At 69.6% G+C, this 2,206-nt stretch carries 4 protein-coding genes; 2 read left to right on the top strand and 2 right to left on the bottom strand.

The window, feature by feature from the left end:
* Window positions 1-254 (bottom strand): ATP-binding protein (locus IH13_RS0127315; RefSeq protein WP_420713400.1); only part of this gene is annotated, 254 nt, incomplete at its 3' end.
* Window positions 255-425: 171 nt separating this feature from the next.
* On the opposite strand from IH13_RS0127315, the gene IH13_RS0127310 reads away from it, so the two are divergent.
* Together IH13_RS0127310 and IH13_RS0127305 are read left to right on the top strand one after the other, a co-directional pair.
* Window positions 426-1,307 (top strand): helix-turn-helix domain-containing protein, encoded by an 882-nt coding sequence (locus IH13_RS0127310; RefSeq protein WP_031088640.1) that lies wholly within the window; start codon window positions 426-428, stop codon window positions 1,305-1,307.
* Window positions 1,304-1,495, top strand: a complete 192-nt coding sequence (locus IH13_RS0127305; RefSeq protein ID WP_031088639.1) for a DUF397 domain-containing protein — start codon at window positions 1,304-1,306, stop codon at window positions 1,493-1,495. The genes IH13_RS0127310 and IH13_RS0127305 overlap by 4 nt, the downstream gene beginning before the upstream one ends.
* A gap of 55 nt (window positions 1,496-1,550) precedes the next feature.
* Here the strand turns inward: IH13_RS0127305 and IH13_RS38555 are convergent, their stop codons facing one another.
* A complete protein-coding gene (locus IH13_RS38555) occupies window positions 1,551-1,925 on the bottom strand; it encodes a hypothetical protein (protein ID WP_234433402.1) in 375 nt (124 codons plus the stop codon).
* Window positions 1,926-2,206: the final 281 nt, after the last annotated feature.

The raw sequence follows: 2,206 nt of genomic DNA, 5'->3' as shown, positions 1-2,206 counted from the left end.
ATGTGTATAAGAGACAGGTCGTAGGCGAGGGTGAGCCGGAAGCAGCGACCCGGTACGAGGCCGTGCAGGACGGCGTTGGACGCGAGTTCCGCGACCACGAGCTCGGCACGCTCCGTGAGGTCCTGCGGGGCGCCCCAGGACCTCAGCTCGGTACCGGCGAGCAGCCTGGCCAGCCGGGCGCCGCGCCGTGTGGACGACAGGAGCTGGGAGAAGGTGCGGGTGGGGCGGCCGACTTGGGGCAGTGCGTGGTCCATGGCGCCAGAGTGACGGCCGGGCGCGCCTGGGGCGAGAGCCGCACCCCGTACGCGGAGTCAGCGTACGGGCACGAAGAGTGGACAGTACGGGGTCCGTTCCGTCACGCTGAGTGGTGAGCACGGGGCGGTGTCAGGAGCCGTCGCGGTGCGGTGCGGAGAGAGGCGGGGCGCATGGGCATCGGTGTCGGGGAGGCGGCCGTGGGCGTCGGCGCGCAGGGACTTCCGGCGGGGGAGTGGGAGCGGGAACCCCATCCGTCCGACAGTCTGCGCACGTTCGGCGCGGTCGTCCAGGCGCTGCGCGAACACGCGGGGCTCAGCCGGGTCGAGCTCGGCGCCCGGGTCCAGTACTCCAAACACACGGTGGAGTCGGTGGAGTTGGGCCGCCGGATGCCGGACGAGGTGTTCGTGGAGCGCGCGGAGGAAGCGCTGGGCAACACCGGTGCCCTGCGGAAGGCCGCCTGCCATCTCACCCGGGGCGAGGCGGGGCTCGCGGCGTGGTTCCGGCGGTGGGCGCGGCTGGAGCGGGAGGCGGTGAGCCTGTCCACGTACGAGTGCCGGCTGGTGCCGGGGTTGTTGCAGTCGGAGGCGTACGCGCGGGCGGTGTTCGACAACAGCATCCCGTTGCTGACCGATGAGCAGGCGGAAGCGCAGCTCACCGCACGGATGGAGCGTCAGGCGATGTTGCGGGAGCGGCCGACCGTGCCGTTCAGTTTCATCGTGGAGGAGTCGGTCCTCCGGCGGCGACTCGGGGGAGCGGATGTGCAGGCGAACATGCTTGAGCATGTGCTTGAGCTGACCGCGCCGCGTAACGTCACGTTTCAGGTGGTGCCGCTGGAGTTGCCGTTTCACGGGTGCCTGGATGGACCTGTCCAGCTGGTGGAAACCTCGGAGGGGCGGCGACTCGGATACTCCGAAGGGCAGCAGAACGGGCGTCTGATCTCCGACCCGAAAGAGGTGAGCCTCCTCTGCCGACGCTATGACACACTGCGCTCGCAGGCCCTCAATCCCAAGGAATCCCGGGACCTGTTGGAGCGACTTCGAGGAGAGCGATGAGCAGCGGTACGACGGAACTCGCCTGGTTCAAGTCCAGCTACAGCGGCACTCAGGGTGACAGCTGTGTGGAGGTCGCGGTCGCCGAACAGGCCGTTCACGTGCGGGACTCCAAGGACGTGACTCGTCCCGCTTTCGCGGTGGGCCGCGAAGGCTGGGGACAGTTCGTGCTGTTCGCGTCGGAGTGCTGAGCGACGTGAGGGCGTGCCGTCTGCGGGAGCGGCAGGCGGCACGCCTTCGCCATGCTCAGGGACCCTTTGTCTTGCCCGTGGGGGCATAGCCGAGGGCCGCACGGTCGATGAAACGGTCACCGAGGTCGCGAACGGGTGCGGGTTTGGGCTTCTGTGCGGCCTTCTTCGCCGTGGGCTTCTTCGGGGTGGGCTTCTTTCGGGCCACCGCACGCCCGGCCGGTGCCGCCTTAGCCTGCCGGGCGCTCTTCGCGGCCGGCGTGTTGCGTGCTGCGTACTTCTTGCGGAGCGCCGAGAGCTTCTCGCGTTCCTGGACGGCCACGTTGGTGGGGAGGGCGCTCGTGAGGGCCCGAGCCCGGCTGAGCGCGTAACGCGCCTCGTTCCAGCGCTTCCTTTCGATGGCCAGGCGGGCCACCCCGATGGTCTGCTGCAACGCCTTGATCTTCGCGGGCTGCCGCCTGGGTATGGGGACTCGGCACCGCTGCTCCGCCGCTGCACTGCGGCACGGGTGCCCCAATCCGTACCCGAGGTCAGGACGACGACCGAACGAGGGTTGCTGCTCTGACTTCGACGTACCACGTGCGTTGGTTCCTTGGGTGAGCGAGGGGCACCCCTGGGTGACCGCAGATGCGGCTACCCAGGAGCGGGTCAGACGTGGCGGGGGCCCTGGCCGGGGGGCGGGGTGAGGGTGGAGCGGTAGGTGCCGGACTCGCC

It is taken from the genome of Streptomyces sp. NRRL WC-3549 (assembly GCF_000721935.1).
Lineage (GTDB): Bacteria > Actinomycetota > Actinomycetes > Streptomycetales > Streptomycetaceae > Streptomyces.
This window is presented reverse-complemented; position numbering and strand designations above follow the sequence as displayed.